This window comes from Cryobacterium breve (assembly GCF_027594785.1).
GTDB lineage: Bacteria > Actinomycetota > Actinomycetes > Actinomycetales > Microbacteriaceae > Cryobacterium > Cryobacterium breve_A.
This window is the reverse complement of record NZ_CP075584.1, coordinates 3,594,762-3,618,241: the sequence shown is the minus strand read 5'-3', so window position 1 is coordinate 3,618,241 and position 23,480 is coordinate 3,594,762. Positions and strand designations below refer to the sequence as shown.

The window sequence follows — 23,480 nt, the reverse complement described above, 5'->3', positions numbered from 1 at the left end:
GCGACACCTCAGCTGGCAGGTCAGGTCTGGCAGCGGGGACACCAGTAGGTGACCCGCTGCTCGAGCTCAGAGCGGCCGAGCGTGCCCTGGCGGATGCGGGTGCCGCAGCGGCGGCACGGCCGGCCGGCGCGGCCGTAGACCCAGGACTGCTCGCCGCGGCGGGCGGAACCCGTGGTGATCCGGTCGGTTCTGCCGCGGTTCGCGACGATCAGCCGGTGCGCGAGGTCGACGAGACCGTCAACATCCGTGACGTCTGCCACCGGCCGAGTGGGCAGCACACCGCGCAGGAAGCAGAGTTCGTTCACGTACTCGTTGCCGAGACCCGCGAGGTTCGACTGGTCGGCGAGTGCGACCGCGATCGGACGCTCGGGCCGCCCCTCGAGGCGGCGCACGGCCTCGGCCGGGTCCCAGCCGGCGCCGAGCAGGTCGGGGCCGAGGTAGTCGAGGCGCGCGGCCTCCTGCCCGGCGGGCAGCACCTCGAGTACCCCGAGTTCGAACCCGACCGCCACCCAGTCGGCGGTCTCGAGCACGGCCCTGGCCTGAAACGCAGGCCGCTTCCACGGGGTACCGTGCCGGTACAGGTGCCAGGCGCCCTCCATTTTCAGGTGCGAGTGGATGCTGGCCTCGCCCACCCGGATCAGCACGTGTTTGCCGCGACTCGCGACCTCGTGCACGGTGTCGCCGGTGAGGTCGACGGTCGCATAGGCCGGCACGCGGATGTCGCAGCCGGTCAGCACCGCACCGCGCAGCGCCGTGTCCAGGTTGTGAGCGGTCAGCCAGACGGTGTCACCCTCAGGCACGGTCGTCCTCAGGCATGGAGCTTCAGGCCCTTCGGCGTCACGCCGAATCCCGCGCCCTGGAGCGCGCGGCCGAACGGGGTGCCGATCACGAAGACGCCGTTGACCGTCTCGACGCCCAGTTTGGCGATCCGCCCGCTTGTCACGGTGGCGGCGAGGGCGCCGGCCGCGGCTGCGAACAGTGCGTCACGGGCCGCGGCGCCGTCGGCGTCGATGGCAGCACCAGCGGCACCGGCGGCATCGGCGCGGTCACCCGCCGGCGCCGCGCTGCCGTCGACATCGTCGGCCCCTCCGACCTGGCTTCCGTCGAAAGCGAGCACGGTCTTGCCGCCGCGTTCGACGTAGAGCACGAGGGCGCCGTCGACGAGAACGACGATCGCGCCGGCCTTGCGGGCGGCACGGTGGCTGGTTCCCGTCGGGAGGGCAGGCCAGGGCAGCACGGCCCCGTACGGGTTGGCCGGGTCGGTCGCCGCGAGCGTGACGACGACCGGCGCGCCCTGCCCCGTCGCGGTGGAGCCCGCTCCCCCGGTTCCGCCCGAGCCGGAGTCGGACTCCGTGAACGACCGCAGCCGGTCGATCGTGCCGGCGGTCGCGAACTGTGCGGCGCCGAGCCCGTCGATGAAGTAGCCGCGCCGGCAATGCCCGGATTCCTCGAAGCCGCTCAGGGTGCGGTAGACGAGTGCGAAGCCGCCGGTGACGCCCTCGCCCACGACGGCGCCGCGGGTGACGACGCCGTAGCGCTCGAGCAGGGTCTCACCGAGGGCGTGGGCGCGGCGGGTGGGTGAATCGTCGGCGACGGGCACGATCGACCAGCGGCCGGACACCGTCGGCGGCCCACCGCGGAGAGGCATCGCCGACCTGGCGAAGCCGCGCCCGCCGTGCAGGCGGGCCCGCGGCGCCGCCCGCTTGGTGCTGTGCGCCGTGCGGCCGCCGGAGAGCAGCGCCCGCACCGGGGCGAAGGTGTCGTTGCCGACGAGGCCGGCCCAGACCAGGTCCCAGAGGGCGGCGGCGAGGAGCACGTCGTCCTGGCTGCCGACCGCGTCGGCCAGTTGGCGGAAGAAGAATCCGCCCCCGCTGCCGAGGGTCGCGAGAACCTCGCGCTGCAATTCCGTGGTCTCCACGGGGGCAGGAGGCGGAAGGGTGAGCGCCGCGGTCTCGGCGAGGTACAGGCTGATCCAGCCGTCGTTGCCGGCGAGGGTGCCGGCTCCCGCCCAGAGCACCTCGCCCGCGTTGGTGAGCTCGTCGAGCATCGCCGGCCGGTAGTCGCTCACCCGGGCGGGCAGCACGAGCGACTCCCACGCCGACGCGGGGATGCGCGCCCCTTCGAGCTGTTCGATGACGGATGCGACGCCGTCGACGCCGCGGAGCCTCCCGCCGACGTGTTGCCAGGCCGGCAGGAATCGGCCCATCGTGATCTGGTCGACGGGCTCGACCTCGTGCCGCAGGGCGGCGAGGGAACGCCGGCGGAGCCGACGCAGGACCTCGGCGTCGCACCATTCGCTGCCGGTTCCGTGCGGCCGGTACTCGCCCTCGATCACCCGACGGGTGCCGGCGAGGCGGCGCAGCGCCCCGAGGGCGACGGCAGCGCCGAGACCGAAGCGATCGGCGACATCCGCCACGGTGAACGGGCCGTGCGTACGCGCGTACCGGCTGACGAGGTCGCCGAGCGGGTCGGGCACGGTTTCGGTGAACGCGGCGGGCACCCCGAGGGGCACCGGAACGCCAAGCGCATCGCGGAGCCGGCTGGCGTCTTCGATCACGGCCCACCACTGTCGGCCGGCGAACCCGGCCCGCAGCACGCGGCGCGCGGCGACGAGCTCGAGGAGGCCGGCTTCGGCGTCGGGGCCACCCGCGGTATCGAGCCGGGCGGCGACCTCTTCCGTCGTGAGGGGGCCGAGCTGGCGCAGCAGGTCGGCGATGCCCTCGACTCCCCGCGCGTGCCGGTCGGCGGGCAGGCGCTGGAGTTCGGCGTCCGTCTGCTCGATCACGGCCGGGTCGAGCAGCTCCCGCAGTTCGACCCGGCCGAGCAGTTCGGCGAGGAGGCTCGAGTCGAGGGACAGCGCCGTTGCCCGGCGTTCGGCGAGCGGGGAGTCGCCCTCGTACATGAACGCGGCGACGTAGCCGAAGAGCAGTGTGCTCGCGAACGGACTCGGGGTGTCGGTCCGGGTCTCGACGAGGCGGATCGCGCGGCTGTTGATCTTGCGGGTGAGGTCGAGCAGGGCCGGGAGGTCGTAGACGTCCTGCAGGCATTCGCGCACGGTCTCGAGGATGATCGGGAAGGTCGGGTACTCGCGGGCGACCTCGAGCAGCTGGGCGGCCTTCTGCCGCTGCTGCCAGAGCGGCGACCGGGTGCCCGGGTTGTACTTGGGGAGCAGCAGGGCGCGCGCCGCGCACTCCCGAAACCGGGCTGCGAAGAGCGCGGAGCCACCGACTTCGTCGGTCACGAGCTGCTCGATCTCTTCCGCCTCGAAGACGAAGAGCTCGGCGCCGGGAGGTTCGGAGTCGGTGTCGGGGATGCGCGCGACGATGCCGTCGTCGCTCGCGACGCACCCGCCGTCAAGCCCATACCGCTCCCGCACCCGGGCGGCGACCGCGAGCGCCCACGGCGCGTGCACCTGCATGCCGTATGCGGAATGCAGGATCACCCGCCAGTCGCCGAGTTCGTCGCGGAACCGTTCGACGACGAGGGTGCGGTCGGTCGGCAGCTGCCCGGTGGCCGTCCGCTGGTCGGCGAGGAAGGTGAGCAGGTTGTTCGCGGCACGCTCGTCGAGCCCGCCGGTCGCGCAGCGGGCCCGGGCGGCGGCCTCCGGCAGGGCGGAGACCTCGCGGACGAAGGCGCCGACGGCCTCACCGAGTTCCGCCGGCCGGCCCAGGCCGTCACCCTTCCAGAACGGCAGCCGTCCCGGCTCGCCGAACGCCGGGAGCACGAGCACCCGGTCGTGGGTGATCTCCTGGATCCGCCAGCTCGTGGTGCCGAGGGCGAAGACGTCGCCGACCCGGGATTCGTAGACCATCTCCTCGTCGAGTTCGCCGACCCGGCGGCCCGTGGCCTGGTCACCGCCGACCATGAAGACGCCGAAGAGCCCGCGATCGGGGATGGTGCCGCCGCTCGTGACGGCGAGGCGTTGCGCGCCGGGGCGCCCGGTCAGGAGGCCGGTGTCGCGGTCCCAGACGATCCGGGGGCGGAGTTCGGCGAACTGGTCGGAGGGATACCGGCCGGCGAGGAGGTCGAGGGTGGCCTCGTATGCGGAGCGGGGCAGGCCCTGGAACGGGGCGCTGCGGCGCACGATGTCGAACCAGTCCTCGGACTGGATCGGCTCGAGCGCCACGGCGGCGACGGTCTGCTGGGCGAGGATGTCGAGGGGGTTGGACGGCACCGCGATCGACTCGATCAGCCCGGCGACCATCCGCTCGGCCGCGACGGCGGCGTGGATGAGGTCGGCACGGTGCTTGGGATAGATCACGCCGCGGGAGATCTCGCCGACCTGGTGCCCGGCGCGGCCGACCCGCTGCAGCCCGCTCGCGACCGAGGGCGGAGACTCGACCTGCACGACGAGGTCGACCGCGCCCATGTCGATGCCGAGTTCGAGGCTCGACGTCGCAACCACGCAGCGCAGCCGCCCGGCCTTGAGGTCTTCTTCGATCATCGAGCGCTGTTCCTTGCTCACCGAGCCGTGGTGCGCGCGGGCGAGGAGCGGCTCGGCTCCCGCGCTCTGGCCGCTCGCGCCCATCAGGTCCGCGGGCGGCCGCACCGGGGCCGCCGCACTCCATGTTTGGGCCTCACCGGCAGCGCCCTCGGCAGCAGTTCCGGCAGCGCCCTCGGCGACGGATGCCGGTGCGAGGCCTGCTCCGACCGGCGTGAGTTCGCCCGTGGCCCGCTCGGCGGCATCCGCCAGGCGCCCGGCGTAGATCTCGTTGAAGCGCGCGGTCAGTCGCTCGGCGAGACGGCGCGAGTTCGCGAAGACGATGGACGAGGAGTGTGCGAGCACCTCGTCGACGATCGCCTCTTCGACGTGCGGCCAGATCGAGCCTGCCTGCGGTGCGGCGGCCGCGGTCGCCCCCTCCCGTTCGGGAACGGGGCCGAGCTGGGTCATGTCGTCGACGGGGACGACGACGCGGAGGTCGAAGCGTTTGCCCGCGGCGGGGTTGACGATCTGCACCGGGGCAGAGCCGCCGAGGAAGCGGGCGACCTCCGCGGCCGGGCGCACGGTCGCCGAGAGGCCGATCCGCTGCGCCGGCCGCGCGAGCAGCTCGTCGAGGCGTTCCAGGGAGACGGCGAGGTGGGCGCCGCGCTTGCTCGACGCGACGGCGTGCACCTCGTCAATGATCACGGTGTCGACGCCGCGCAGGGAGTCGCGGGCCGCAGAGGTGAGCATCAGGAAGAGCGACTCCGGCGTCGTGATCAGGATGTCGGGGGGCGTCTTGACGAGGGTGCGCCGGTCGGCGGCCGGGGTGTCTCCCGAGCGGACGCCGACGGTCACCGTGACCGGAGGGAAGCCGAGCCGGGCCGCCGCCTGGGTGATGCCGACGAGGGGGCGCGGAGGTTCCGTTCGACGTCGACGCCGAGTGCCTTGAGTGGGGAGATGTAGAGCACCCGGGTGCGCGGCAGCGGGGCGACGCCGACCCCGGTTCCGGTTCCGGTTCCGGCAGCATCCGTTGTCGCGGATTGCCCTGACGGAGCCGGGGTCGCCAGCCGGTCGATGGCCCACAGGAAGGCCGCGAGGGTCTTGCCCGAGCCGGTCGGGGCGACGACGAGCGCGTGCGAGCCCCGGGTGATGGCGTCCCAGGCGCCGAGTTGGGCCTCGGTCGGCGCGGCGAAGGCCTGGCCGAACCAGGCCCGGGTGGCGGGCGAGAATCTCTGCAGGACCTCGGTCATCTCTCCATCTTCCCGCTCACCCCTGACAATCGGCCGCAGCCACCGGCCCGCTCAGCTCGACGCGGCGAGCTGCACGCGCAGGGAATCGACCTGCGTCGCGATCGTGTCGCTCGCCGACCAGCGCGCGGCGAGCCGGGCGAGCGTCGCGTCGAGTTCCACGCGGGTCAGGCCGTCGACGAGTTCGAGGCGCACCACGAGCTCGGGCCCGGCGAGCCGGCCGAGCGGGTCGCCCGCGGAGAGGGCGACGCCGAGCACGCTCAGCTCGCTCGTGATCGACTCAGCGAAGGCATCGGCGACGGCACGGCTCGCGTAGCTCGGCGTCCACGGCTGGCCCTGGGCGATCGCCCACAGGGCAGGCCGCCGCACGACGTATTCGGTCGGCGCGGTCGGGTCCAGTACGACGAGGTCGGTGTTCTCCTGCGCCGCGGCGAGGGCGATCCGGATGCCGTCGGCCGGCACCGGCCGCGCCGCAATGTTCCACGCGGCCATGGCTTCGGCCGAGGTGAACACCGGGAGCACGTTCCGGCCGTCCGGGCCTGCAACGGTGATGATCGAGAGTTCCTGGGTCTTGTCGACCAGGAGGCCGGCCTCGGTGTGGCCGGAGTCCCCGAGCGCCGTCACGAGCGGGATCAAGAGCCGCGAGGAGCGGATCGCGTCGACGACGGCCTCCTCTCCCGACTCCCGGTCGCGGTAGCGGGCGAGGGCGGCGAGGAGCTCGAGCGGGGCCGATCCGTCGTCGCCGGCGTGGTCGTTGGCCTCGAAAGCCCGGCCGGCCCAGGGCTGTCCTGCGGAATCGGCGGGGCCGCCGTGGCCGCCCTGGCCCTCTGGGCCCCCGGGGAGTCCGGTCGATCCGAGGTTAACGGCCGGCGACATCCAGTGCCTCACCGAGGGTGAAGGCGCCGGCGTAGAGCGCCTTGCCCACGATCGCACCCTCGAGCCCGAGCGGGACCAGTTCGCGCAGGGCGACCAGGTCGGCCAGGCTCGAGATGCCGCCGGAGGCGACCACGGGACGATCGGTGTGCTCGAGCACCTGCCGGAGCAGGTCGAGGTTCGGACCCTGGAGGGTACCGTCCTTGGTGACGTCGGTCACGACATAGCGGGAGCAGCCGGCCTCCTCGAGGCGGGCGAGCACCTCCCAGAGGTCGCCGCCCTCCTTCGTCCAGCCGCGGGCGGCGAGGGTCGTGCCGCGCACGTCCAGGCCGACGGCGACGGCGTCACCGTGTTCTGCGATCACGCGGGCGGCCCAGTCCGGGTTCTCCAGGGCTGCCGTTCCGAGGTTGATCCGGCTGACGCCCGCGCCGAGCGCCGCCTGCAGTGAGGCGTCGTCGCGGATACCTCCGGACAGTTCGATCCTGACTCCGACGACCTCGCGGATGACCCGGCTGATCACCTCGGTGTTGGTGCCGCGCCCGAAGGCCGCGTCGAGGTCGACGAGGTGGATCCACTCGGCGCCCTGCCTCGCCCAGTCGAGGGCGGCGTCGACGGGGTCACCGTAGTTGGTCTCGGTGCCTGCCTCACCCTGGGTGAGGCGCACGGCCTTGCCGTCTGCGACGTCGACGGCCGGGAGCAGGACGAGGCGGGGGGTGGTTTCAGTCACGGTAGTCCTCAGATCAGGGATGGGTGCGGCAAGGCCGCCGAACAGAATGCGCGAGGGATGGTCAATCCCGCAGGGTGCCGATCCAGTTCTTCAGCAGGCGGATGCCGGCCTCACCCGACTTCTCCGGGTGGAACTGGGTCGCGGAGAGCGGTCCGTTCTCGACGGCGGCGAGGAACGGTCCACCGTGTTCCGCCCAGGTGAGCCGGGGCCGGGGGAACGGCGGCGTGACCTCGAGCGTCCATTCCTGGGCTGCGAAGGAGTGCACGAAGTAGAACCGCTCGTCCTCGATGCCGGCGAAGAGGCGCGAGTCCGGGTCGGGGGTGACGGTGTTCCAGCCCATGTGCGGGAGGATCTTCGCGGGCAGCTGGGCGACGGTGCCGGGCCATTCGCCGAGTCCCTCGGTCTCCGAGCCGCGTTCGACGCCGTGTTCGAAGAGCACCTGCATGCCGACGCAGATGCCGAGCACCGGTCGTTCCCCGGCGATGCGGCGGTCGATGATCTCGTCGCCGCGCACGGCGGTGAGGGCGCTCATCACGGCGCTGAACGCTCCGACGCCGGGCACGACGAGTCCGGAAGCCTCGAGGGCGGTGCGGCGGTCGCTGGTCAGGGTCACGTCGGCTCCGGCGAGCTCGAGCGCCTTCACGGCCGAGTGCACGTTGCCCGTGCCGTAGTCGAAGACGACGACGCTCGTCACAGCGCGCCCTTGGTCGAGGGGATGCCGGAGACGAGCGGGTCGTAGGCCTTGGCCTGGCGGAATGCCCGGGCGAAGGCCTTGAATTCGGCCTCGGCGATGTGGTGCGGGTCTCGGCCGCCGAGCACGGTGATGTGCACGGTGAGCGCGGAATTGAAGGCGATCGCCTCGAAGACGTGGCGTACCATCGAGCCGGTGAAGTGCCCGCCGATGAGGTGGAACTCGAAGCCGGCCGGCTCCCCGGTGTGTACGAGGTACGGTCGTCCGGAGATGTCGACGACGGCCTGGGCCAGGGCGTCGTCCAGCGGCACGAGCGCGTCGCCGTAGCGGGAGATGCCGGACTTGTCGCCGAGCGCCTGCCGGATGGCGAGTCCGAGCACGATGCCGATGTCTTCGACGGTGTGGTGCACGTCGATCTCGATGTCTCCGGTCGCCCGCACCGTGAGGTCGGTCAGGGAGTGCTTGGCGAACGCGGTGAGCAAGTGGTCGTAGAACGGCACCGAGGTGTGGATGTCGGAGACGCCGGTGCCGTCGAGGTTGATCGTCAGGTCGATGCTCGACTCGCTCGTCTCCCGCTGCAGGTGTGCGGTGCGCGCCTGTGCGGTCGTTGACGGTGCGGCCGGTGACTGTGAGCTCATGCCGCTAGTTTATTGGCCCCGGCGGTTACGCGTGGCCCAGCGCTTCGAGGGCGTCGAGGAAAGCGCTCGTCTCGCTCTCGGTGCCTGCCGTCACCCGCAGGTGGCCGGGGATCCCGACGTCGCGCACGAGGATGCCCTCGGCGAGCAGCGCCTCGAAGGTGCCGCGCGGGTCGGCGACGCCGCCGAAGAGCACGAAATTGCTCCAGCTGCGCAAGGGCCGGTAGCCCAACCGGCCCAGCTCGGTGACGAGGCGGTCACGCTGGCCGCGGATGTCGTCGACCATGCGCAGCATCTCCGGAGTGTGCGCGAACGCGGCGACGGCCGCGGCCTGGGTGAGCGCCGAGAGATGGTACGGCAGGCGAACGAGGCGCAGAGCATCCGTCACGGCCGGGTCGGCCGCGAGGTAGCCCACCCGGGCGCCGGCGAACGCGAAGGCCTTGCTCATCGTGCGGGAGACGAGCAGGCGTTCACGCCCGGGCAGCAGGGTGAGGGCGGATGCCGTCCCCACCGGGGCGAATTCGGCGTAGGCCTCGTCGACGACCACGATGCCGTCGCAGGCGTCGTAGACGGCCGCGATCACGTCGAGCGAGAGCGGGGTCCCGGTCGGGTTGTTCGGGGAGCACAGGAAGACGAGGTCGGGGCTGACCCGGTTGACCCAGTCGACGGCGCGTTCCGGGGTGAGTTCGAAGTCGGCGTCGCGGTCACCGGCGACCCAGCGCGTTCCGGTGCCCGAGGCGAGCAATGGGTACATCGAATAGGTGGGGGCGAACCCGAGGACGGTGCGTCCCGGCCCGCCGAAGGCCTGCAGCACCTGCTGGAGGACCTCGTTGGAGCCGTTGGCCGCCCAGATGTTCTGGCGGGTGAGACCGTGACCGAGGTAGCGGGCCATTGCCTCGCGCAGTTCCGTGAACTCGCGGTCCGGGTACCGGTTGATCCCGCGGATCGCGGCGGCCAGGGCTGCTGCGATGTCGACGGCCACGTCCTCGGGGATCCCGTGGGTGTTCTCATTCACATTGAGCGCGACCGGCACGTGCAGCTGCGGTGCCCCATAGGGAGTGAGCCCGCGAAGATTGTCGCGGAGGGGCAGGTCGTTGAGACTGGTCACTCCCCCCATAATACTGATGGGCTTCAGCACCGGTGGGCGTTATCGCCGGTGGTTCAGGATCCGACTACTTCAGGATCCGGCTGGATCAGTATTCGGCGGGTTCAGTATTCGGCAGGGAGGGCCAGGCGCTGGCCCGGCTGCACACTCTCGGAGGGCAGCTGATTCAGGTTGACGATCTCGGCGATGACTTCGCGCGGGTCGGCGGCGGGCGCGATGCGCTTTGCAAGCTGCCACAACGACTGGCCCGACTGGATCGTGACGTAGTCGAACGTCGTCGCACTTCCGCTGGCGCCGCTCAACGTACTGCCGTCGGCGGCGGCGAGGCCGCCGTTGAGGGCGATGGCCAGCGCGCCCACGACGAGGGGGACGCCGGCGATCGCGGTCAGCACGGCACGACCGCGCCGCGTGATGCGCAGCCGGGTGTGCGCCCCCGGGACCAGCTCGATTGTTGTGCTCATGTCTGCCTCCTGTGTATTCGTATCCGGCTCTCGGCCGGGAGAGCCGGATACGAAGCTATGTTCCGAATATATATTCGATTGTTCGAACAATCAAGACTTTCTCCGGTTATTATTGGGGTGAAGTACACGACACACTCGAATGAATGTCTGCACATCGCCCCGCACTGGTTACAGTTTCGATTGACTGGTGTGAACTCAACCAGCGACCACTGACATTCGGATACGGTCGCCTCACGGCATCCGCCGGGACGACCGCCCACCACCGCCCACCGCCACCGACAGGAGCGACATCGTGACCCAGGACAGCGTGACCCCGTTGACCGCCAGTTCCCCCGAACGCGGTGGGACACGTCGGAGGAAGAGCCTGAGCGACAAGCAGCGCGCGATCATGGACGTCATCCAGCGCTCCGTCGGCCAGCGGGGTTATCCGCCGAGCATGCGGGAGATCGGTGACGCCGTCGGGTTGTCGTCGTTGTCGAGTGTCACCCACCAGCTCAACCAGCTCCAGCTGAGCGGCTACCTGCGCCGGGACCCGAACCGGCCCCGGGCGCTCGAGGTGCTGATCGAGCTGCCGCAGTCTCCGGAGGACACCGCCGCCGGAGCCGCGGAGAACTTCCAGCAGGGAACCCCGGTCGGCGACGCGGCCATGGTGCCGCTCGTCGGTCGGATCGCCGCCGGTGTGCCGATCATGGCCGACCAACAGGTCGACGAGATCTTCCCGCTCCCGCGCCAGCTCGTGGGCAAGGGCGAGCTGTTCATGCTCAAGGTCGTCGGTGAGTCGATGATCGACGCCGCGATCATGGACGGTGACTGGGTCGTCGTCCGCCAGCAGAAGACCGCGGAGAACGGCGAGATCGTCGCCGCGATGCTCGACGGTGAGGCGACGGTGAAGGTCTTCCGGCAGCGTGACGGCCACACCTGGCTGCTGCCGAGGAACACCAACTTCGAGCCGATCCTCGGCGACCACGCCGAGATCCTCGGCAAGATCGTCGCCGTCCTGCGTTCCCTCTAGCTGCCGCGCTCGCTCGAGCGTCCGCGCTCGCTGGATCGTCCGCGCTCGCTGGATCGTCCGCACTCGCTGGATCGTCCGCGCTCGCTTTCAACCCGGCGCACGATCGCACTCCGGCGTGTGCCACGCTTTGGCGCGCGCCAACTGCGCCGTTTCGCGCCAGGCATGCCTGGCGCGAAACGGCGGAATTGGAGCGCGAAGAACGGGAGCTGGCGCGAAGCGGCTGAACTGGCGCGTCTGGCGGGACTGTCGCGTGGCGGGACTGTCGCGTGGCGGGTCTGGCGCGCAGCGGCGCCCGGACCAGGTCAGGCGCGGGCGGGGACTCCTGCGGCGAGGCGGGCGCGCACGATGCGGGTCGCCTCGATCATGTGGGTCAGGGACTCGACCGTCTCGGCGTAGCCGCGGGTCTTGAGCCCGCAGTCCGGATTCACCCACACCTGGCCGGCCGGGATGGCCGCGACGGCCCGGTCGAGCAAGTCCGTGAGCTCGGCAACGCCCGGCACCCGCGGCGAGTGGATGTCGTAGACGCCCGGGCCGATGCCGTGGTCGAAGCCGTTGGTCTGGATGTCCGAGACGACTTCCATGCGGGAGCGTGCGGCCTCGATGCTCGTCACGTCGGCATCCAGGGCGCGGATCGCCTCGAGCACGACGCCGAACTCTGAGTAGCAGAGGTGGGTGTGAATCTGCGTGGCGTCACGCACGCCGGCGGTCGCGAGCCGGAACGAGCCGACGGACCAGTCGAGGTAGTCGGCGTGCCCGGCCTTCTCGAGCGGGAGCAGTTCGCGCAGTGCGGGCTCGTCGACCTGGACGATGCCGATTCCGGCGGCCTCGAGGTCGGCGATCTCGTCGCGGAGGGCGAGGGCGACCTGACGCGCCGTCTCACCGAGGGGCTGGTCGTCGCGCACGAAGGACCAGGCGAGGATGGTCACCGGTCCGGTCAGCATGCCCTTGACCGGCTTCGCGGTGAGCCCCTGCGTGTAGGTCGACCACTCGACGGTGATCGGCTTCGGCCGGGACACATCGCCCCAGAGGATCGACGGACGCGTGCACCGGCTGCCATAGGACTGGACCCAGCCGCTCTCGGTGACCGCGAAGCCGTCGAGGTTCTCGGCGAAGTACTGCACCATGTCGTTGCGCTCGGGTTCACCGTGCACGAGCACATCGAGGCCGAGCTCCTCCTGCAGGGCGACGACCCGGGCGATCTCCGCGCGCATCAGGTCGCGGTACTCGTCGGCCGTGAGCACTCCCTTCAGGAAGCGGGCGCGGGCGCGACGGATCTCCCCCGTCTGCGGAAAGGAGCCGATGGTCGTCGTCGGCAGGAACGGCAGCGCAAGCGCGGTCTCCTGGGCGACAAGCCGGTCAGCGTAGGCGCCACGGCGGTATGCGGCGTCGGTGAGGCTCCGCGGCGCGGGCCCGGACTTCGCCATCACGGACGCCGGGAGCGGAGCCTGCGGGCGGCCAGTGCCGCGGACGCGGCGGCCAGTTCGGCGGCGATCGCCTCCCGGCCCTCCGTCAGCCCACGGGCGAGGGTCGCGACCTGGCCGACCTTCTCGTCGGCGAAGGCGAGCCAGCTCAGGAGCTCGGCACCGAGTGCGGGCTCATCAGCGATCGTGTGCGGGACGTGCTGCAGGCTCGTCGAGGTTGAGACGGCGACCCGCGTCGACAGCGCGCCCAGTCCGGTGACGCTCGTGAAGGCATCCGCCAGGTCGCCGCGCCAGACGTTGTGCCCGTCGACGACACCGGCGACGAGGGTCTTCCCGTCGAGGCCGGGGACGGGCGCCGGCAGTGCGCCGCGGACGAGATCGAGGCCGATGGCCTCGATGGGCGCAGCGCCGAGCACGGGCAGGGCGTCGCCGAGGCTGCCATAGGGTGCGGCGACGAAGATCGCCGGGCGCTGGGCGAGGTGGCCGAGGGTCCCGTATGACCACTGCACGGCGCTGAGGGTATCGGCGCGGGGCACGTCGATGCTCTCGCTGACGAGACCCGGTTCGTCAAGCTGGACCCATTCGGCGCCTGCGTCGGCGAGGCGCTGCAGCAGGGTCGCGTAGACGGGGATGAGGTCGTCGAGCCGGTCGAGCGGCCGGAAACCCGCGGGGGCTTCGTCGCTCGGCTTGCTGAGCAGCAGAAAGGTGACCGGGCCGACGATGACGGGCCGGGTCAGGAAGCCGGCCGAGCGCGCTTCCTCGAACTCGCGCACGATCCGGTCGCTCGAGAGGGAGAACTCGGTGTCCGGGCCGATTTCGGGAACGAGGTAGTGGTAGTTCGAGTCGAACCACTTGGTCATTTCGAGCGGAAGGCTGTCCCCTTCGCCGCGGGCGAGAGTGAAGTATCCGGCGAGGTCGATGTGTCCGTCAGCGTCGACGAGCCCGGCGAAGCGGGCGGGCACGGCGCCGACCGTGCAGAGTGCGTCGAGCATCTGGTCGTAGTAGGAGAAGGACTCGGGGATGGCGGAGTCGGAGCGGCCGAGACCGAGAGCGGTGAGGCGGTCGCGCGTGGCCTGGCGGAGTCCGGCAGCGGTGGCCTCGAGCTCGGCGGCGGTCGACGTGCCGGCCCAGAAGGATTCGACCGCCTTCTTGAGCTCGCGGCGCGGGCCGATGCGCGGGTAGCCGAGGATCGTGCCGGTGGGGAACGGGGCGGTGGGGGTCATGACGTTTCCTTTGCGGTGATGGGGCGGTGAAGCGGATGGTGGTCTGAGCGAAGGCTGGGGTGTCGGCCGGCGCGCTTTCGGGCGCGACGGAACTCCGGGGCACGAGCCCGCGTTCGGCGGAGAGTGAGAATTGTGGCGGCGACCGGGGTGGGGCCGCTGGGCGGCGGTTACACGGCCGCCGGCAGTCCCGTGTGCGCCCGAACCGGCGTCGGTGCGCCGAGCAGGCCGCAGCCGTCGAGCACCTCGAGCACGGTCTCGTGCTGGTTGAAGGCGTACAGGTGCAGCCCGGGGGCGCCTCCTGCGATCACCTGGCTGGCGAGGTCGACGGCGTGCTGGATGCCGATCTCCCGCTGGCCCTCCTTGGTCGGTTCGATCTCGAGCCGGATGGACAGGTCTGCGGGCATCTGTTCGCCGGAGAGCTCGATGATCCGTCGCAGTCTGGCCGGGCTTGTCACGGGCATGATGCCGGGCAGGATCGGGAACAGCACACCGGCCTCCCTGGCGCGCTGGACGAAGCTCAGGAAGTGGTCGGCGTGGAAGAAGAGCTGGGTGATGCCGAGGTTCGCGCCCGCGGCCTGCTTGGCGAGCAGGGTGTCGATGTCCTGCGCCGAGGAGCGTGACCGGGGATGGCCGTTCGGGAACGCCGCGACGGCGATCCGCACCTTCTCGTGGCCGGGCTTCACGGCGCGGGCCGCCGGGATACCGGGGATGATCGTCTCACGGTACGGCGATTTCTCGGCCTGCACCCGGTGGATGAGCTGCACGAGTTCCGCGGCGCTGCCGAAGTCGCCGAGGAACGCCTCGCCTTCCTTCGTGCCGGCAGGGGGTCGCCGCGGAGGGCGAGGAAACTGCGCACTCCCGCGTCGAGGAACTCGCGGATCAGCCGATTCGCTTCGTCGTGGGTCGAGCCGACGCAGGTGAGGTGCGCCATCGCTTCGACGTTCGTCGTGCGGAGGATGCGGCTGAGCACATCGAGCGAGGAGCGACGCGAGGATCCGTTTGCTCCGTAGGTGACCGAGAGGAAGTCGGGCCCTGCCGCCGCGAGATGGTCGATCGTCGTCGCGAGAGCGGATGCCGCGGCATCCGTTTTGGGCGGGTACAGCTCGAAGGAGAACGGGATGCGCCGCGTGCGGGCGGAGTCCGGTGGAGTGGACATTCATTCCTCATTCGACAGAATCCAGTGTGTTCACTGAAATGGCCGGGCGGCCGCGGACCGCCAGGGAGCCCTGGCGGGTGTTCGCGGGCGGGTGCCGGGCTCGGCTGTCGCTCCATGCCGGCGGACAAGAATCCGTCGGCAACGATTGAAAAAGACTCTAGCAATCCCCTCCCGGGATTGCACGAGTGTGACCGTTCGTTACCTCGGTCAGCTCGCGACGGCGGGCGCGGTGCCTGAGGGTGCGAGGAGGAACGGTGCGAACAGGGACTGGATCTCGGTCGTGACGAGGGCACGCACCCGCGTGCCGGTTTCGGCGTAGTCGGTGCTCAGGATCGTGCCCTGCGCGTGCAGGATCGCGATCAGGTCTCCGCGCTCGTATGGAATGAGCAGGTCGAGCTCGATGGAGGGGCGCGGCAGCAGGTCAGCGACCGCGGCGAGCACCTCGTCGATGCCTTCGCCGGTGCGCGCGGAAACGAAGATGCCCTTCGGCCAGAGGCCGCGGAGCACCAGGCGATCGTCGTCGCTGACCAGGTCGCTCTTGTTGAAGACGACGAGTTCGGGGATCTCCCGGGCGCCGACCTCGCTGATGACCTCACGGACCGTCGCGAGCTGGCTCGCCGGGTCGGGGTGGGATGCGTCGACGACGTGAACGATGACGTCGGCGTCGGCGACCTCCTCAAGGGTCGACCGGAAGGCCTCGACGAGTTGGTGCGGGAGGTTGCGGACGAAGCCGACGGTGTCGGTGAGCGTGTACAGCCGGCCGTCGCTCGTCGTGGACTTGCGCACGGTCGCGTCGAGCGTGGCGAACAGGGAGTTCTCGACGAGCACGCCGGCCCGGGTGATCCGGTTGAGCAGGCTCGACTTGCCGGCGTTGGTATAGCCGACGATCGCGACGGAGGGCACGGCGTTGCGCTTGCGGTTGGCGCGCTTGGCCTCGCGGGCAGGTTTCATGGCCAGGATCTGCTTGCGCAGCCGGGACATCCGGGTGTGGATGCGGCGACGGTCGAGTTCGATCTTCGTCTCGCCGGGGCCGCGGGAACCCATTCCGGCACCGGTGCCGCCGACCTGGCCACCGGCCTGGCGGGACATCGAGTCGCCCCAGCCGCGGAGGCGGGGCAGCAGGTATTCGAGCTGGGCGAGCTCGACCTGGGCCTTGCCCTCCCGGCTCTTGGCGTGCTGGCTGAAGATGTCGAGGATCGTGGCGGTGCGGTCGATGACCTTGACCTTGACGACGTCCTCGAGGGCGCGGCGCTGGCTGGGCGCGAGTTCGGTGTCGGCGATGACGGTGTCGGCGCCGAGGGCCTTGACGATACCGGCGAGTTCCTGCGCCTTGCCCTTGCCGAGGTAGGTGCTCGTGTCCGGGGTGGCTCGGCGCTGCATGAGGCCGTCGAGCACGGTCGCACCCGCGGTCTCGGCGAGGGCGGCGAGTTCGCGCATGGAGTTCTCGGCGTCCGCGACGGTGCCCTGGGTGTAGAGGCCGATCAGGATGACGTTCTCAAGGCGCAGCTGCCGGTATTCGACCTCGGTGACGTCCTCGAGCTCTGTCGAGAGGCTCGGGACCCGGCGGAGGGCGTTGCGGTCTTCGCGGTCGAGCTGGGCGCCGTCATGGCCGTCATCGTGTTCGTCGGAGCGGGGCTCGGCGTCGAGGGCCTGGGCGCTCCCGCTGCGGAACAGGGAGTAGCCCGCGGCCTTGGAATCGGCACTGGCAAGGACCCGTGCCACAACGTCGTCGTCCGGGGTTTCAACTGGTTCAATCATTCCTTTAACCTTACTTCCTCGAAGCGCGGTAGGTTCCCTCTATGCCCTCCGACCATTACTTCACCCCTGCCCCCGACAGCAAGCTCAGGCTGCAGCAGGTGACCGTGCACCTGGGAGGCCAGGCGCGGGAGGTCACGACCGCCAATTCCGTGTTCAGCCCTGACCACATCGACACGGGCACCAAGGTGCTCCTGGAGAACTCGCCGGCCCCGCCGCCGGGGGCGATTTCCTCGACCTCGGCTGCGGCTGGGGCCCGATCAGCTTCCACCTCGCGCTCGCCTCGCCGCGCGCCACGATCTGGGCTGTCGACGTGAACGAACGCGCCCTCGACCTCGTGCGCCTCAACGCCGAGAAGCTCGGGCTGACCAACATCACGGCCGTCACGCCCGATCAGGTGCCCGCGCACGTGCAGTTCCGCACGATCTGGTCGAACCCACCGATCCGGGTCGGCAAGAGCGAGTTGCACAATCTGCTGAGCGGCTGGCTGCCCCGCCTCGAACCCGATTCGGATGCCTGGCTCGTCGTGCAGCGCAACCTCGGCTCCGATTCCCTGCAGCGCTGGCTCGACGGCGAACTCCCCTCCGACTTCGCGGTGTCCCGCTTCGCGATCAGCAAGGGCTTCCGGGTCCTGCGCGTCAAGCGCCACGGAGCATCCGCCCTCTAACAGCGAGCGCACTCCCCCGCCCCGCCGCGCCTGCGAGGGTTCCGCGAGAGCGGAGAAATGGCCCTTTCGCGGACCGCGAAGGGGCCATTTTCGTACTCTCGCGGAAGCAACGGCGGGTGCACCGTTCGGTGCTGGTGATGGTCCAGGTGCTGGCGCCGGGGGTCAGTTCAGGCGGAAGACGCCGTCGTACACGAGCTCGGCCGGCCCGGAGAGCGCGACGTGCTCGCCGTCCTCGGCCGGGAACATCCGCACGCCGAGCGTGCCGCCGGTCACCTCGACGCGCCACTGGTTCGGGGCTCCCGCGCCCGCCCAGTGCCGGGTCGCGAGGGCGGCCGCTGCTGCTCCCGTGCCGCAGGAGAGCGTCTCGCCGCTGCCGCGTTCGTGGACGCGCATCCGGATGTGCCCGACCCCGTCGACGATCAGGGGGTCGCCGGGCACGACGAATTCGACGTTGGCGCCGTCGGCGGGTTCGGGGTCGAGCTGCGGTATATAGCCGAGGTCGGCGCTCTCGAGTTCGGCGAGGTCTGCGAGGGCGACCACGACGTGCGGGTTGCCGACGTTGATGCCGAGACCGGGCCGGGCGACGGCGAGGTTGCGGGCGCGCACGAGTGGTTCGCCGCCGTCGAGCCGCCAGCGGCCCAGGTCGACCTGGTAGCCGGCAGCGTTCCGTTGCACGTCACGGACGCCCGCACGGGTGCCGACGACGAGGGTGTCTCCGCCGGGCAGGTCGGCAAGACCCTGTTCGGCGAGGAACCTGGCGTAGACACGGATGCCGTTGCCGCACATCTCGGAGAGCGTTCCGTCGGCATTCCAGTAGTCCATGAACCACTCGGCCTGGTCGTCCTCCGCGAGGGCGGCCGCTCCGGCCGAGAGGCTGCGCGAACGCACCGCGCGGATGATGCCGTCGGCGCCGATGCCGAAGCGGCGGTCGCAGATCGCGCGGATCTGCGCCGGGGTCAGCTCGATCTGCCCGTCTGGATCGGCGAACAACACGAAGTCGTTGCCCGTGCCCTGGCCTTTGGTGAAGTTGAGATCGATGCCCATCAGACCAGTGTAGGGAGCAGACCGGTGCGTCCCGACCCGGGCCGGGCGTCCCGAGCGACGACGACCGTCCTCGGGGACCCGCACCCGGCATCCGCTGCCCGAACCGATTCGACGGAGATTTTGCCCCGAAAGCGCTTCAAAAGCCGCCCCAGGTGCAAAAATCCCAAAATCTCCGTCGAATTCGTTAGGGGTCAGAGGTGCGAGCGGGCGGACGCGAGGCGGTCGGGCGAGTCGTAGTCGATCCAGTGCGTGTCCGGTGAGCGCTTGAACCAGCTCACCTGACGGCGGGCGTAGCGACGGGTGAGCTGCTGGGTCTGCTCGATCGCCTCCGCCTGGCTGAGCCGGCCGCTGAGCTGGCCGAGCGCCTGCGCGTAGCCGATGGCCCGGCTCGCGGTGACGCCGGTTTCGAGGCCGGCCGGGATGAGGCCGCGGACCTCGTCGAGGAGGCCGCCTGCCCACATCCGGTCGACGCGGGCGTCGAGGCGCGCGGTCAGTTCTTCACGCGGGGCCCGCAACCCGAGGGTCACGGCCGGGCGCCAGTACACGGGCTCCCCCGGCAGGGCGGCGAGGTGCGGTGCCCCGGTGAGTTCGACGACCTCGAGCGCGCGTACGAGGCGGCGGCCGTTGCTCGGGCCGATCCGCGAGGCGGCGCCGGGGTCGACGGCCTTCAGGCGCGCATAGAGCCCGCCGGGGCCCTGCTCGACCAGGTCTGCCTCGAGCCTGGCGCGCAGCACCGGGTCCGTAGCCGGGAACTGGAAGTCATAGACCACGGAGGACACGTACAGCCCGGAGCCGCCGACGAGGATAGGAACGGCGCCGCGGGCGGTGATGTCCTCGATCGCGATGCGGGCCTCGGTCTGGTAGCGGGCGACCGCGGCCTCGTCGGTCACGGCGAGCACGTCGAGCAGGTGGTGCGGGATCCCCCGCTGCTCGTCCGCGCCGAGCTTGGCGGTGCCGATGTCCATTCCGCGATAGAGCTGCATGGCATCGGCATTGACGATTTCGGCCGGTGTCCCTTCCGCCCTGAGGCTCTCGGCGATGTCGAGGGACAGCTCGCTCTTGCCGGTGCCGGTCGGTCCGACGATGACGACAAGCACCCGGTTAGCGCTCACCGTCGTCGGCGGCGTAGATCGGCACGGTCGAGCTCGCATTGACCGCCGGGATCCGGCGGGCGGCGGTCGGAACGGCGGGCGCCGGAGCCGGAGCCTGAGCCGCGACGGAGGAGTGCCGCGGCGGTGGGTGCCGCGAGGGTGGGCGCCGCGACATGCGCGGACTCCGGAACTCCCTGCGCGGCCGAGAGGGCTGTGGAGCTCGGGGCAGAGTCCGGCGCGACACCGTGCGACGCGGTGTGCGGTGCGGCGGGACGGAGTCCGAGGGTGGGCATCCCGAGCGAGACGGCGCCGCCCGCTGCGGCACCCGAGTGGCTCGGCACGCCACAGGCATCCGCTTCTGCGCGGTCCCAGGCGTCCCCGGCCGTGGTCCGGCGGATGCGCAGGGGAGCTCCGTCCCGGGAGTCTGCGATCAGGTGGAACGGCGCGGCCTGGGTCACGGTCACCGTGACGAGGTCCCCGGGGCGGGGACGCTCTGAACCCTCGGGAACGTCGAAGTGCACGAGGCGGCTGTCTGGCGCGCGCCCGCTCATCCGGTGGGTGTCCGAGTCCTTGCGGCCCTCACCGTTGGCGACGAGCAGTTCGAGCTCCCGGCCGATCACGGCCTGGTTCTCTTCCCACGAGATGCGCTCCTGCAGCGCAGCGAGGCGCTCGTAACGATCCTGGACGATCTCCTTGGGCACCTGGTCGGCCATCTCGGCCGCCGGTGTGCCCGGGCGGATCGAGTACTGGAAGGTGAAGGCCGTCGCGAATCGTGCCCGCTCGACGACCCGGAGGGTGTCCTGGAAGTCTTCCTCGGTCTCGCCGGGGAAGCCGACGATGATGTCGGTGCTGATCGCGGCGTCGGGCATCCGCGCCCGAACCCGGTCGAGGATGCCGAGGAAACGCTCGGAGCGGTAGGACCGGCGCATGGCCTTGAGTACCCGGTCGGAACCGGACTGCAGCGGCATGTGCAGCTGCGGCATCACGGCGGGAGTGTCGGCCATGGCCTCGATGACGTCGTCCGTGAAGGCGGCGGGGTGCGGGCTCGTGAAGCGGATGCGTTCGAGTCCCTCGATCTTCCCGGCGGCGCGGAGGAGTTTGCCGAAGGCGAGCCGGTCGCCGAATTCGACGCCGTAGGAGTTGACGTTCTGGCCGAGCAGCGTGACCTCGATGGCGCCGTCGTCGACGAGCGCCTGGATCTCGGCGAGGATCTCCCCGGGCCGGCGGTCCTTTTCCTTGCCGCGCAGGGCGGGGACGATGCAGAAGGTGCAGGTGTTGTTGCAGCCGACCGAGATGGAGACCCACCCGCTGTAGCTCAAGTCGCGCTTGGTCGGGAGTGTCGAGGGGAAGGTCTCGAGGGCATCGAGGATCTCGAGCTGGGCCTCGCCGTTGTGCCGGGCGCGTTCGAGCAGGCTCGGCAGGGCGCCCATGTTGTGGGTTCCGAAGACGACGTCGACCCAGGGCGCCTTCCCGAGGATGACGTCCTTGTCTTTCTGCGCGAGGCAGCCGCCGACGGCGATCTGCATGCCGGCATGGCGCCGTTTGATCGACGCGAGCTGGCCGAGGTTGCCGTAAAGCTTGTTGTCCGCGTTCTCCCGCACTGCGCACGTGTTCAGCACGACGATGTCGGCCTCCGCCCCGTCGGCGGGAACGTACCCGGCGGCTTCGAGGGAACCGCTCAACCGTTCGAGAGTCGTGCACGTTCATCTGGCAGCCAAAGGTGCGCACCTCGTAGGTGCGCGCCCGGCCGTCGGCGTCGCGGGCCGCCGGCGACGGGGCGATCAGGGTCTGCGTGCTCAAGGTCATAGTGACTCCAGTTTACGCGACCGCGCCGGATGTACCCGCTGCGGGCCTATTGGAACCGAACACCGGAGGAGGGGCCGCCGTTGCGCGAGTCGAGCGCCGCCTGGACCGCTTCGCGCACGACGGACGAGGGGTAGCCCTTGCGCATCAGGAAGGCGTTGAGCCGGCGATCAATGGTGCGATCGTCGAGACGGCCGAGCTGCTGCACGCGCTTGATCGCAACCTCGATGGCCCGTTCGGTCTCGTCGTCGGGCATGGCGTCAAGCGTGTCCGCGATGAGCTCCTTGTCGAGGCCGCGGCGGCGCATCTCGGCCTGGACGCCGGAGCGCCCGAGGCCCTTGCGCTCGTGCTGGCTGTAGACGATCTGCTCGGCGAGCTTCGCTTCGTCGAGATAGTCGAGGCGGATGAACCGTTCGATGATCTCTTCGATCTCGTTCTCCGGAAGGTCGAGTCCGACGAGCACGCCACGGGCTTCGGAGATGGACAGCGAGCGGCCGCGCAGCCGCTGCAGGAGGACCTGCTCGGCGTGCTCGTTGTCGGAGCCGGCCTCGGGCAGGTCCACGGTGTCGTCCGTGCCGTCCGCGCCGGCATCATCGGCGGAGCCGTCGGGCGCCTGGGCGCCCGGCAGGTAGCTCACCGTCGCGAGTGCGCCCCTGCGCTTGGTCGTGGCCCCGGTGGCCGCCGCGGCGGCCGGCTTGATGTCCGGCTCTGCCTTGGGTTCGAAGTGCACCATGCTTACGCGCCCTTCCGTGCGGCGAGCCTGGCCTGGGTGGTCTTCGGCTGGGTCACGTCTTCCCCGGCCGCCGCACGGGCTGCGGTCGCGGCTTCCTTCGCGGCGAGCTCTGTCGCGGCGTCCGCGGCAGCGGCGGCCTTCTTGGCGGCTGCGCCTTCCGGCGAGATGCCGAGCTTGAAGAGGATCTTGCTCTCGATCTCGTTGGCCATGTCCGGGTTCTTCAGCAGGAAGTTACGGGAGTTCTCCTTGCCCTGCCCGAGCTGGTCGCCGTCGTAGGTGTACCAGGCGCCGGACTTCTTCACGATGCCCTGTTCGACACCGAAGTCGATGAGGCTGCCCTCGCGGGAGATTCCGATGCCGTAGATGATGTCGAACTCCGCCTGCTTGAAGGGCGGCGCCATCTTGTTCTTGACCACCTTGACCCTCGTGCGGTTACCGACGGCCTCAGTGCCGTCTTTCAGGGTCTCGATGCGGCGGATGTCGAGGCGAACCGAGGCGTAGAACTTGAGCGCCTTACCGCCCGCGGTGGTTTCGGGGCTGCCGAAGAAGACACCGATCTTCTCGCGGAGCCTGGTTGATGAAGATCATCGTGGTGTTGGTCTGGCTGAGCCCGCCGGTGAGCTTGCGCAGCGCCTGGGACATCAGCCGGGCCTGGAGGCCGACGTGCGAGTCGCCCATCTCACCCTCGATCTCGGCGCGGGGCACGAGGGCGGCGACGGAGTCGATGACGATGAGGTCGATCGAGCCGCTGCGCACGAGCATGTCGGCGATCTCGAGCGCCTGCTCCCCCGTGTCGGGCTGGGAGACGAGGAGTGCGTCGATGTCGACGCCGAGCTTCTTGGCGTAGTCGGGGTCGAGGGCGTGCTCGGCGTCGATGAACGCGGCGATGCCGCCGCCCTTCTGGGCGTTGGCGATGGCGTGCAAGGTGAGCGTGGTCTTGCCGGAGGACTCCGGTCCGTAGATCTCCACGATGCGCCCGCGCGGGAGCCCGCCGATTCCGAGGGCCACGTCCAGTGCGATGGAGCCGGTGGAGATGGTCTCGACGGGGGCGCGGTCGTCACTGCCGAGGCGCATGATCGAGCCCTTGCCGAACTGGCGGTCGATCTGGGCGAGCGCGGTGTCGAGCGCCTTCTCGCGGTCTGCTGCTGATGCCATGGTGGGTCTCCTTCGGTCGTGCGTTTCGGCGCCTATAGGCTGTCGCGACACACTCACCGGGAGGACCCCGATGCGTGCTCTGGGACAAGGCATTCGCTGTCTGTCACTGACGAAGGCGACTGTACGCCGCACCCCCGACATTGATCGGGAAGCGCGACGACGGTGGACACTTCTGCACTGACTCCTGCTGGTGAGGAGCCTACCAAAGGTCGAACACGTATTCGAGCACCGACGCGCCGGAACGGACGAGTCGTCGAA

At 70.4% G+C, this 23,480-nt stretch carries 14 protein-coding genes and 5 pseudogenes; 2 read left to right on the top strand and 17 right to left on the bottom strand.

Features of this window, described 5'->3' with window-relative positions:
* Positions 1-20: 20 nt before the first annotated feature.
* From KIV56_RS17590 to KIV56_RS17555, 8 genes and pseudogenes are all read right to left on the bottom strand, one after another.
* The gene (locus KIV56_RS17590) at positions 21-800 is read right to left on the bottom strand and encodes a DNA-formamidopyrimidine glycosylase family protein (protein WP_281534424.1); all 780 of its coding nucleotides are present in this window, start codon (positions 798-800) and stop codon (positions 21-23) included.
* An 8-nt stretch (positions 801-808) separates the two neighbouring features.
* Positions 809-5,673: pseudogene (locus KIV56_RS17585) on the bottom strand (ATP-dependent helicase).
* Positions 5,674-5,724: 51 nt separating this feature from the next.
* Entirely contained in the window at positions 5,725-6,546 is an 822-nt protein-coding gene (locus tag KIV56_RS17580) for an SseB family protein (protein ID WP_281534423.1), read from the bottom strand.
* Complete coding sequence (gene priA, locus KIV56_RS17575) at positions 6,530-7,270, bottom strand: bifunctional 1-(5-phosphoribosyl)-5-((5-phosphoribosylamino)methylideneamino)imidazole-4-carboxamide isomerase/phosphoribosylanthranilate isomerase PriA (protein ID WP_281534422.1); 741 nt, start codon at positions 7,268-7,270, stop codon at positions 6,530-6,532. Before priA ends, KIV56_RS17580 begins: the two co-directional genes overlap by 17 nt.
* Positions 7,271-7,331: 61 nt before the next feature.
* Positions 7,332-7,964 (bottom strand): imidazole glycerol phosphate synthase subunit HisH, encoded by a 633-nt coding sequence (gene hisH, locus KIV56_RS17570; RefSeq protein WP_281534421.1) that lies wholly within the window; start codon positions 7,962-7,964, stop codon positions 7,332-7,334.
* Positions 7,961-8,599 carry an imidazoleglycerol-phosphate dehydratase HisB gene (hisB, locus tag KIV56_RS17565; RefSeq protein WP_281534420.1) on the bottom strand — a complete coding sequence of 213 codons (639 nt, stop codon included), beginning with the start codon at positions 8,597-8,599 and terminating at the stop codon, positions 7,961-7,963. Before hisB ends, hisH begins: the two co-directional genes overlap by 4 nt.
* A gap of 25 nt (positions 8,600-8,624) precedes the next feature.
* Positions 8,625-9,713, bottom strand: coding sequence for a histidinol-phosphate transaminase (locus KIV56_RS17560; RefSeq protein ID WP_432432573.1), 1,089 nt, complete (start codon positions 9,711-9,713; stop codon positions 8,625-8,627).
* A gap of 92 nt (positions 9,714-9,805) precedes the next feature.
* On the bottom strand, positions 9,806-10,162 hold the full coding sequence (locus KIV56_RS17555; protein ID WP_281534418.1) for a LysM peptidoglycan-binding domain-containing protein: 357 nt from the start codon (positions 10,160-10,162) through the stop codon (positions 9,806-9,808).
* Positions 10,163-10,478: 316 nt separating this feature from the next.
* Here KIV56_RS17555 and lexA point away from each other — a divergent pair, with 316 nt between their 5' ends.
* Positions 10,479-11,174, top strand: coding sequence for a transcriptional repressor LexA (gene lexA, locus KIV56_RS17550; protein ID WP_281536210.1), 696 nt, complete (start codon positions 10,479-10,481; stop codon positions 11,172-11,174).
* 302 nt (positions 11,175-11,476) lie between these two features.
* Here lexA and metE read toward each other — a convergent pair.
* The 4 genes and pseudogenes from metE to hflX all read right to left on the bottom strand — a co-directional run bounded on the left by metE (position 11,477) and on the right by hflX (position 16,732).
* Positions 11,477-13,818: pseudogene (gene metE / locus KIV56_RS17545) on the bottom strand (5-methyltetrahydropteroyltriglutamate--homocysteine S-methyltransferase).
* Positions 13,819-13,985: 167 nt separating this feature from the next.
* A complete protein-coding gene (locus KIV56_RS17540; RefSeq protein WP_281534417.1) occupies positions 13,986-14,582 on the bottom strand; it encodes a methylenetetrahydrofolate reductase in 597 nt (198 codons plus the stop codon).
* Positions 14,498-14,974 (bottom strand): methylenetetrahydrofolate reductase, encoded by a 477-nt coding sequence (locus KIV56_RS17535; RefSeq protein WP_281534416.1) that lies wholly within the window; start codon positions 14,972-14,974, stop codon positions 14,498-14,500. The genes KIV56_RS17540 and KIV56_RS17535 overlap by 85 nt, the downstream gene beginning before the upstream one ends.
* A gap of 207 nt (positions 14,975-15,181) precedes the next feature.
* Positions 15,182-16,732, bottom strand: a complete 1,551-nt coding sequence (hflX, locus tag KIV56_RS17530; protein ID WP_134534926.1) for a GTPase HflX — start codon at positions 16,730-16,732, stop codon at positions 15,182-15,184.
* 41 nt (positions 16,733-16,773) lie between these two features.
* Here hflX and KIV56_RS17525 point away from each other — a divergent pair.
* A pseudogene (locus KIV56_RS17525) lies at positions 16,774-17,396 on the top strand (class I SAM-dependent methyltransferase).
* 162 nt (positions 17,397-17,558) lie between these two features.
* Here the strand turns inward: KIV56_RS17525 and dapF are convergent.
* The 5 genes and pseudogenes from dapF to recA form a co-directional block, all read right to left on the bottom strand.
* Positions 17,559-18,440 (bottom strand): diaminopimelate epimerase, encoded by an 882-nt coding sequence (gene dapF, locus KIV56_RS17520; RefSeq protein WP_281534415.1) that lies wholly within the window; start codon positions 18,438-18,440, stop codon positions 17,559-17,561.
* Between the two features lie 191 nt (positions 18,441-18,631).
* The gene (gene miaA, locus KIV56_RS17515; protein WP_432432572.1) at positions 18,632-19,591 is read right to left on the bottom strand and encodes a tRNA (adenosine(37)-N6)-dimethylallyltransferase MiaA; all 960 of its coding nucleotides are present in this window, start codon (positions 19,589-19,591) and stop codon (positions 18,632-18,634) included.
* A gap of 212 nt (positions 19,592-19,803) precedes the next feature.
* Positions 19,804-21,337 (bottom strand): annotated as a pseudogene (gene miaB / locus KIV56_RS17510) (tRNA (N6-isopentenyl adenosine(37)-C2)-methylthiotransferase MiaB); the annotation flags it as partial.
* 46 nt (positions 21,338-21,383) lie between these two features.
* The gene (locus KIV56_RS17505; RefSeq protein ID WP_281534413.1) at positions 21,384-22,067 is read right to left on the bottom strand and encodes a regulatory protein RecX; all 684 of its coding nucleotides are present in this window, start codon (positions 22,065-22,067) and stop codon (positions 21,384-21,386) included.
* A gap of 2 nt (positions 22,068-22,069) precedes the next feature.
* Positions 22,070-23,222: pseudogene (gene recA / locus KIV56_RS17500) on the bottom strand (recombinase RecA).
* Positions 23,223-23,480: the final 258 nt, after the last annotated feature.

Coding starts and splice junctions, on each gene's coding strand:
- KIV56_RS17560 (WP_432432573.1), bottom strand. CDS start 9,713: ATGGGGGGAGTGACCAGTCTCAACGACCTGCCCCTCCGCGACAATCTT.
- KIV56_RS17505 (WP_281534413.1), bottom strand. CDS start 22,067: ATGGTGCACTTCGAACCCAAGGCAGAGCCGGACATCAAGCCGGCCGCC.
- KIV56_RS17555 (WP_281534418.1), bottom strand. CDS start 10,162: ATGAGCACAACAATCGAGCTGGTCCCGGGGGCGCACACCCGGCTGCGC.
- hisB (WP_281534420.1), bottom strand. CDS start 8,599: ATGAGCTCACAGTCACCGGCCGCACCGTCAACGACCGCACAGGCGCGC.
- KIV56_RS17580 (WP_281534423.1), bottom strand. CDS start 6,546: ATGTCGCCGGCCGTTAACCTCGGATCGACCGGACTCCCCGGGGGCCCA.
- miaA (WP_432432572.1), bottom strand. CDS start 19,591: ATGCGAGCTCGACCGTGCCGATCTACGCCGCCGACGACGGTGAGCGCT.
- hflX (WP_134534926.1), bottom strand. CDS start 16,732: ATGATTGAACCAGTTGAAACCCCGGACGACGACGTTGTGGCACGGGTC.
- KIV56_RS17535 (WP_281534416.1), bottom strand. CDS start 14,974: ATGTCCACTCCACCGGACTCCGCCCGCACGCGGCGCATCCCGTTCTCC.
- dapF (WP_281534415.1), bottom strand. CDS start 18,440: ATGGGCATCGATCTCAACTTCACCAAAGGCCAGGGCACGGGCAACGAC.